The organism is Clostridium sp. AF23-6LB (genome assembly GCF_003461085.1).
GTDB classification, from domain to species: Bacteria; Bacillota; Clostridia; order Lachnospirales; family Lachnospiraceae; genus Coprococcus; species Coprococcus ammoniilyticus.
Genome location: NZ_QTWK01000007.1, coordinates 1 through 7340, shown reverse-complemented (window position 1 = coordinate 7340; position 7340 = coordinate 1). Strand labels below are relative to the sequence as shown.

General features: G+C 40.4%; 7 protein-coding genes. 5 read left to right on the top strand and 2 right to left on the bottom strand.

Going from position 1 to position 7340, the window contains the following annotated elements; translation table 11 throughout:
* The first annotated feature begins 949 nt into the window (after window positions 1–949).
* From DWY07_RS13100 to DWY07_RS13085, 5 genes are all read left to right on the top strand, one after another.
* Complete coding sequence (locus DWY07_RS13100; protein WP_117526095.1) at window positions 950–1585, top strand: hypothetical protein; 636 nt, start codon at window positions 950–952, stop codon at window positions 1583–1585.
* The gene (gene mobC / locus DWY07_RS13095; RefSeq protein WP_117526094.1) at window positions 1578–1895 is read left to right on the top strand and encodes a plasmid mobilization relaxosome protein MobC; all 318 of its coding nucleotides are present in this window, start codon (window positions 1578–1580) and stop codon (window positions 1893–1895) included. The genes DWY07_RS13100 and mobC overlap by 8 nt, the downstream gene beginning before the upstream one ends.
* Window positions 1856–3280, top strand: coding sequence for a relaxase/mobilization nuclease domain-containing protein (locus tag DWY07_RS13090; RefSeq protein ID WP_181983935.1), 1425 nt, complete (start codon window positions 1856–1858; stop codon window positions 3278–3280). Before mobC ends, DWY07_RS13090 begins: the two co-directional genes overlap by 40 nt.
* The gene (locus DWY07_RS13270) at window positions 3180–3959 is read left to right on the top strand and encodes a DUF6040 family protein (RefSeq protein WP_181983934.1); all 780 of its coding nucleotides are present in this window, start codon (window positions 3180–3182) and stop codon (window positions 3957–3959) included. The genes DWY07_RS13090 and DWY07_RS13270 overlap by 101 nt, the downstream gene beginning before the upstream one ends.
* 159 nt (window positions 3960–4118) lie before the next feature.
* Window positions 4119–5489, top strand: coding sequence for a hypothetical protein (locus DWY07_RS13085; RefSeq protein WP_117823587.1), 1371 nt, complete (start codon window positions 4119–4121; stop codon window positions 5487–5489).
* A gap of 40 nt (window positions 5490–5529) precedes the next feature.
* Here the strand turns inward: DWY07_RS13085 and DWY07_RS13080 are convergent, their stop codons facing one another.
* Together DWY07_RS13080 and DWY07_RS13075 are read right to left on the bottom strand one after the other, a co-directional pair.
* Window positions 5530–6732: a hypothetical protein gene (locus DWY07_RS13080; RefSeq protein ID WP_117598675.1), complete on the bottom strand. Its 1203-nt coding sequence runs from the start codon at window positions 6730–6732 to the stop codon at window positions 5530–5532.
* A gap of 75 nt (window positions 6733–6807) precedes the next feature.
* Entirely contained in the window at window positions 6808–7257 is a 450-nt protein-coding gene (locus tag DWY07_RS13075) for a hypothetical protein (protein WP_154315233.1), read from the bottom strand.
* Window positions 7258–7340 lie beyond the last annotated feature (83 nt).

Sequence of the window (7340 nt, the reverse complement as noted above, 5' to 3'; positions counted from 1 at the left end):
AAAAAAAAAAAAAAATTGTATAAAATGCATAAAAATAAAAATTGCGGAGAAAATTGAGTGATACGTATAAAAAATATAATAATTGCGTAAACTTGATTTGCCTGAGAGCATATGCTATAATGGCAATAGCTAAGAAAAGATATAATGTGTCACGTAGACACAAAACGAACCCCCAGTAGCAGCCACTACTGGGGGTTCTTCTCATTTTACGGTTGAGCTTCCGTTAGGCTAGTTGTCGCTGTCATCTCCGTCTAACCATTTGCAAATATAGTAGCCAACTACACTTGCCAGTACGGAAACAAGAAAAGATATAATTTCTGACACGTAGACACACCCCCTTTCTGTTGCCAGAATGGGTGCGACAACGCTGGATATTATATCATAAAGACAGAAATGCTACAAGAAGACATTTCCCCTTGTTTATCATCAAAGCCATAAGGAAAAGAGTGTCAAGGGCGGTCATAGACCGCAGCGTTTACCCTTGATACTCTTTTTTGTTGGCTATAATGCCGGAGGGGAAAACGGCTGTCCGTCCGTTCCGTTACTTCCCCCTGTGCTTCATTGTCCGTTCCGGCGGAAGAAAGTAAAGGGTGGTCTGCGACCATTTTTTATCTGCTGTACTCGCTGATCGGCAAGCCGAAGCTCATACTGCAGATAAAAAACAAGCCCTTGACTTTCTTCCACCTACACTTCCAAAGTCGCCCAAGAGGAAGTAAGCTCCACTATATTCTTGGCAGAATATACGCACGAATATATCCGCTTGATATAGGGTGTCTATCATGCTATAATATGTGTAGCGGATATATTGCAAGTTCCCTAAAGTGATAGCCTAACGGCTACACTTTAGAACTTGTGAGGGTGGCAAAGCCCCCCTTCAATCCCCCTTTTAGTGACCGCAGATATGCGGTAAATTGTTGAGTGATAGCCAAGAAGAAAGAGAGGTAAAAGCATGAGTTGGGGCGAGGAACAGCAGAAAGAAATTGAGACAATCAGAGAGAGAAAAATCACAGTGAAATTGTCGGATGCAGATTGTGACAGACTGGCGAGAAAGTGTGGGGAGCATGGTTTGACAATCGGAGAGCTGATAGAGAATTTTGTCGGAGATTTGGTTGGCGGTACATACTCCAACGGAAGTGATGAAAGAGATTATGCTGACCAATGGTTCGAGCGTTGTTGGTTCGGAATGTTCCCAGAGCCTACACTGCTGAATCACTTATTACATTTGGGTTATGAACCAGAGCATTATCTGTTTTGGTTGAAAAACGTAGAGAAAATAAAATCCGACATTGAAATCACTAAACAGAACATAGCAGAGCCAAGTGATGAATGGAAAGACATTGTATACCACAAGTACAATGATGATAGAACAAGCTATGAGTGTGTGCCTTGTTACAATAGTGTTGATGAATATATAGCAAGCGAAAAAGAAGATTTAGAAAGCTATAAGGCAGACTTAGAAGAAGCACTGGAAGAACTGAAAGACATGAGAGAGGACTGGAAACCAGAGAAAGAGCCGAACATGGACGAGGAAATCGACCTCATTAAGAAGTGGGTAAAGGAAAGAGAGGACTTCATCAATGAATAGGACAAGACCGAAGCAGATAGTCATAAGAGTGTCAGAGGAAGAACTTGCACAGATAAAAGAAAAAGTAGAACAGTCTGGAAAGAGCCAACAGCAGTATATCATCGAAGCACTTACACAGTCGAATATTGTCAACACAGACGGAATTAAGGAACTTATACCAGAGTTAAAGCGAGTAGGTAATAACCTCAATCAGATAGCACACGCATTGAATGGCAGCAGCTATTATTCGTATAATCTGATAACGGAAAATCAAAAGGAGCTGACAGAGATATGGCAGTCATTAAAGCAGTTTCTTCAAAAGCAGGCATAGGGCAAGCACTGGACTATGTGACGAAAGAGGAAAAGACGGAAGATAAGCTTGTCAGTGGTCTGCACTGTGAACCAGATACAGTTAAGGACGAAATGCAAGCCACCAAGGAGCTGTGGGGCAAGACTGGTGGCAGAACCTATAAGCACTTCGTACAGAGCTACCATGAGGACGAGCATATCACACCAGAGCAAGCCCATAGGAACGCTGTGGAGCTTGCCAAGAACACAGAAGCATGGAAAGGGCATGAAGTTCTTATTGCCACTCACATAGACAGAGGACACATTCACAGCCATTTCATAGTGAACAGCGTGAATTATGAGAATGGTCACAAGTTGCAGTGGAGCAAAGCGGATCTGCAGAACCTGAAAGACCGGTGCAATGAGCAGAGCCGGCAACAAGGGCTTCATGTTCCGGAAAAGGGAAAGACATTCTCTGGAGAAGAAAGAGAAGAAACTGTTGCGTGGAATAAAGAAACATACAACCTCTTGAAGCAAGCCGAAGAGGGAGAAGTGAAAAGTTATGTGCAAGATACAGCCCTTGCGGTCATGGACTGCCGAGAAACAGCCACAAGCCGAGAGGACTTCATAGACCAGATGAAAGCAAGGGGCTATGGTGTGGACTGGAAAGACAGCCATAAATACATCACATTCACAGACCTTGAAAGGCAGAGCCAAGGGGAAAAACAATGTAAAGTCCGCAACAATAAACTGGAAAAGTATTATGCAGTGGACTTTGGAAAGGAGAGCTTAGAGCATGGGTTTGAAATCAATGCACGCAGAGAAGCAGAGCGAACAGCCACAACAGAGCGTGCAAGACAACAGCTTGATAGAACAGCAGTCTCAGAGAATAGCGGAGCTGATGAAAGAGCAAGAGCAAGACAGCTACTTGATAGAACAGCAGTCGCAGAAGATAGCAGAACTGGAAAGGCATATCAGCCAGATAACACAGCAGTCACAGAAGAAAGACTCTCAAATCTCCGAAGCTATCAGCCAAGCCGAGGAATGGAAAGCCAGGGCAGACCAGGAACAGACCAGGGCAAAAGACCAGGAACGGAAACTACTGGAAGAACAACTGAACCTCAAAAAGACCTTGCAGAAGAAAGGCTTGCAAGCCTCCGAAGCCATAAGCCAAGCCGAGGAATGGAAGAACCAAGCCGAGAAATCGGAGATACAGATACAGAAACTCTTATCCGAGAAGCAAGAGCTGGTATCGACAGTAGCCGAACAAGGGAAGAGAATAGCGGAGCAGACAGAGCAAATAGAGAAGCTGAACGAAGCAGACAACGTGCTGAAGCTCAACGCAGAGCTGAAGAAGCAAAACGAGAAGCTGAAGCAAGACAAGCTCAACGCAGAGCAAGAAGCCGAAGCTACGGTATCGAGCGTTAAAAGGGAATATGAAGCCAAGGGCAGAGAGCTTGACCGCAGAATCGGAGAAGCTGCCAAGCAGTCGGCAAGCCTTAAATCCGAAAGGCAGAGCATAAGCGAAGATATAGAGCAGAGAGCAACAGCGAAGTATCTGGAACAGAAGAAAGAGCTTGACAGGAAGTTCAAAGCCCAGACAGCGAGCTATGACAGCTTTCTGTTAGGTCTGCTACTGTATGGAGTGCTTACCACAGTATTCACAGCAGTACGTTCAGAAGCCTTTGTAAGCGATTTTAAGACCTTTTTCATGGTTATATGGCAGTTCATTGTGAATGCGTTCCAGTTGCTTCTTAAAGGCGGTCAGTGGGCTTCACAACTGGGAGATAAGATACCACAGCCAGTAGTGGCTACCATAGTGCATTATCTTCTTTTAATCGTCTTTGTGGGCGGTATTGCTATCGGTGTGGGCTTTCTTATCTTCCTTGGAGCAAGCAAGGTGTTTGAGTTCTACACAGAGGACTATGCGGACACCATGAGCCTTGCCGTATTCCTCATAAGCATTGCGGTATCGGTGTACTTTGCAGAGCCTATAAGGGCGGTAATCCCTATCAATCTTCTTTTACTGCTGATACTGGTACATATCGTTTATATGCTGATAAGGTGGTATGTAAAAGGGTGTATGAGGTCGAGAGGATACTACTAAATTGACACCCCAGAAATGGGGTGTTATATTTTAATAAAAAAGGTGTAAAAAACTCATTGATAATATAAGCCCCCTATAGCCCTTTTGGGCTAACAGTCATAGGGTAGCATAGGGTAGCGGATATAGTATAAGTATATGCCAGAAAAGAGGTGTTTATTCATGGCAAGAAAGCCGACTGATAAGCAGTTGTTCAAGATGAAAAATGAATGGTTGGGGCAGTTCTACGAGGAAGTGAAACCGAGGGATTTTTACAGAGCAGTCTTTCCAGAGGGCAGTTTTGAGAGAGAGGGACACCCAGAAGATGAGAAGTGCAATGGAGTTCTCACTGTGATAGAGGGGGAAAAGGCGAGGAACTATATCGTCTTTGATGAGCTGAACATGGTTGATGAGGTCAAGGGGGCAGAGTTTGCTATCATGTCCCCAGTCGGGTATTCTGGACGTAACAGGACAGCCAAAAACGCAAGGTGGCTATATGGGATAGCTGTAGACCTTGACGGAGTGGAAATGGAGCAGTTAAGAGATGTGTTCCATCAGATGAAGCACGATTTTTTGCCACAATGTACCTACTGTGTGAATAGCGGTCATGGACTGCATTTGTATTATCTCTTTGAGAAGCCAGTACCGCTATACAGACATCTGCAAGACCAGTTAAGGGAGTTCAAGTATGAGCTAATCAGAAAGATATGGAACAGGTACACAAGCACCTATACAGAGCGTGAGCAAGTGCAGTACCAAGGTATCTTTCAAGGCTTCCGTATGGTTGGCACCCAGTCGAAACTTGGAAAGCGGTATCCAGTGACAGCTTTTGAAACTGGGGAGCGTGTCACAGTAGAGTATCTGAATGACTTTCTTATGGACGAAAGCAAGGCTGTGACAGATTTCAAGTATAAATCCGATTTGAGCCTTGCCGAAGCCAAGAAGAAGTACCCAGAATGGTATGAAAAGAGGATTGTTAGGGGCGAGAAAAAGGGCAGATGGCATATCAAGAGAGATTTGTATGACTGGTGGCTAAGAAAGATACAGAGCGGAGCGGTGTCAGTGGGGCATAGATACTGGTGTCTGTCTGTGCTTGCATCCTATGGTATCAAATGCGATATACCAGAAGATGAGGTATTGACGGATGCTCTGGAGCTGTTACCTATGTTTGATGATATCAGTGATGATGAACATAACCGCTTTACCAAGCGTGATGTACTGGATGCCATGAATATGTATCAAGAAAAGTATGTCACATACAGCAGAGCCGAGGTTGAGCGTGTCAGCGGTATATCCGTACCGCCGAACAAGCGAAACGGAAGAAAGCAAAGAGACCATATAAAGGTTATGAATACTATGAAAGCTCTAAAAAAGCAGTTAGGAGAAGAAGTAAGGGAGGGGAGACCAAAAGGGAGTGGAACAGCGGAGCATACTGTCAGAGAATGGCAGGAGAGACATCAAACAGGAAGGAAAGCAGATTGTATTCGGGATACAGGACTTGCAAAGCATACTGTTTATAAGTGGTGGAAAGATATAAACAATGAAAATATATAGGGAAAAAGGAGTTATTTAATAGCTCCTTTTTCCCTACTGTCTATTGCTGAAGATTTGAGGAAACATGAAGGAATTTTGATAAAAAAAGATAATTTATCAGATATATTAAAACCAAGGTTATTATTCCAATAATGATGCTAATAGGCAATATTTTTTTTATAAATAGTGTTGCAAGAGACGTTCCTAAAAGAAACGCAGATCCATATGGAATAACAATATTCAACATAAAAATTTTATTATGTTTTTTTCGTAAGGTTGATTGATTACAAATTGATTTTAGAATGTGGTTAAATAAATACAAACATAGTATATTTAGTAAAATAAAAATAATCAAAAAACCAATGATGAAAAGTATATGATGTTTTTGTATAAATAAAAGTAATTCTATATGTTGTATTTGAAAGTTATCAATACCAACTAAAGAAAAGTCTGAAAATCCAGTTTCGTCAGATATAGACTTTATATTTTTTAAAATTTGTGATTCCTCAACAAATGGTAGTAAATCACAATTTATCATAGCAAAGTATAATAATGATTCAAATTGAAAATTAGTTTTGTCCACTTCCCAAAGAGTGGAAGGGTAAGGAATAAGCATATAAGTATCCAAAGTGATATTAGATGTATTTTTATAATTTATAGAACAATCTGTTTCTATAAATCCGATAACTTCAAAATTAGTATTTTTACTATAATAATTTCCAGTAATTATGTCTCCGATTTTATAAAAAGATTTATATTCAGAACCCAATAGAACAGGAATCGAGTTATCTTTATATGATATACTATTCCATGCAATTTCGGAATTTCCCTCAACTTCTATATTATAAAAATCATAAGCTTTTTGATTAAGTTGTAACGCTTTTATATTTATTGTAGGAGACTGACTATTATCAATAAATTCATCAGAATTATAATAAAAGCGTTGGTCTCCATTAAAGTCATCTACAGCGATAGCCTGATTGAATGAGGTTAAAACATCGAAGTTACTTGATGCATTTAATGTGTTATAGAAGTTTGCTAATATATTTATGTTTTGATTGTCTGTTCTAAAATTATAAAATTCATCTGGATCATAAAAATTGTCAACCATTTTGTAAAAATCATTTTGTGATGAAAGTGTTTTAAATCCACCATTGCTTTGCGGAATAGAAGCGATGAAAGGAACAAATACACCTGACAAAGTAAAATATATTGAAAAAATAATAAAAGAAAATAATGTTATAAAATATTTTTTAGTGTTCATAGAAGACTCCTTAAAAAGAATATAGTAAAAAAAGCAAAGGATTTTACAATCCTTTGCTTTTTTGTTTGTGAAGAATCAACTTCCGTAATAGGTTCTAGCAGATCCTAAAGTATCACCGTTAAAACTCCACCAAGGAGATATTGCTTCTGTTCCGTCAGTTCCCCATTGACGTCCAGAATCAGTAAGAATTGCACCCCAGTCTTCCATTCTTGCTCTTGTGTAGTGATATTTTCCAACCCAAGTAGTCCAACCATGTGCTCTTTTTTGAGATGTACCATTGTGTGTACGTTCTTCTGCTTTACCTGTATGTTTTGGAGAAGCGTATGTAGTGCCATCCTCCATTGCTTTTGAATATGCTTGAGGATTAACAAAATAACCATCTTCTTCACTCCATCCACCTATTGCGTTAGATTCAGAAGTAACAACTGAAGTTTCCGGTTCAGCAGCAAAAGTGGTTACTGGATTAAGTGCTAGTACAAGACCTAAACTTAAAATAGAAACACCGAAACGCTTGAATTTGTTCATAAAAAAATCCTCCTTTTCTTTGTAAGTTCTTTAAAAAGTTTATCATAGGAAACATATAAATGTCAATATGCCGAATAAATAAA